The sequence below is a fragment of the Tetzosporium hominis genome, from assembly GCF_002265435.1.
GTDB lineage: Bacteria > Bacillota > Bacilli > Bacillales_A > Planococcaceae > Chryseomicrobium > Chryseomicrobium hominis.
Genome location: NZ_NOKQ01000381.1, coordinates 1 through 296 on the forward strand (window position 1 = coordinate 1; position 296 = coordinate 296).

General features: G+C 50.0%; 1 pseudogene. It reads right to left on the reverse strand.

The window, feature by feature from the left end:
* Nucleotides 1-296 (reverse strand): annotated as a pseudogene (locus CF394_RS15460) (DMT family transporter); the annotation flags it as partial.

Consider the following 296-nt stretch of genomic DNA (forward strand, 5'->3'; position numbering starts at 1 on the left):
GCGAAAGGTTAAACCGAAACGGCGGAAACAAAAAAGAAAAACCGGCCCCTCCGCCGAGCATTCCCCATCCCGTAACCGTCAAGGCACCGAACGATTGAATTAAACCTCCTGCAAAAACCGTATAGAAAGCAAGCGCACCACCGGACAAAACGCCCCAAACGGCGGCCTCGGCCGGAATATACAAACTGTCCGGTCTTCCGCCTGTCAAAAGAAGAAACACGCCGGAAAGCGCCAATAAAGTAAGCACGGCATCTTTCCACTTAGGCGGAAGTTCTTTTTTAACATATAGGTAAAAC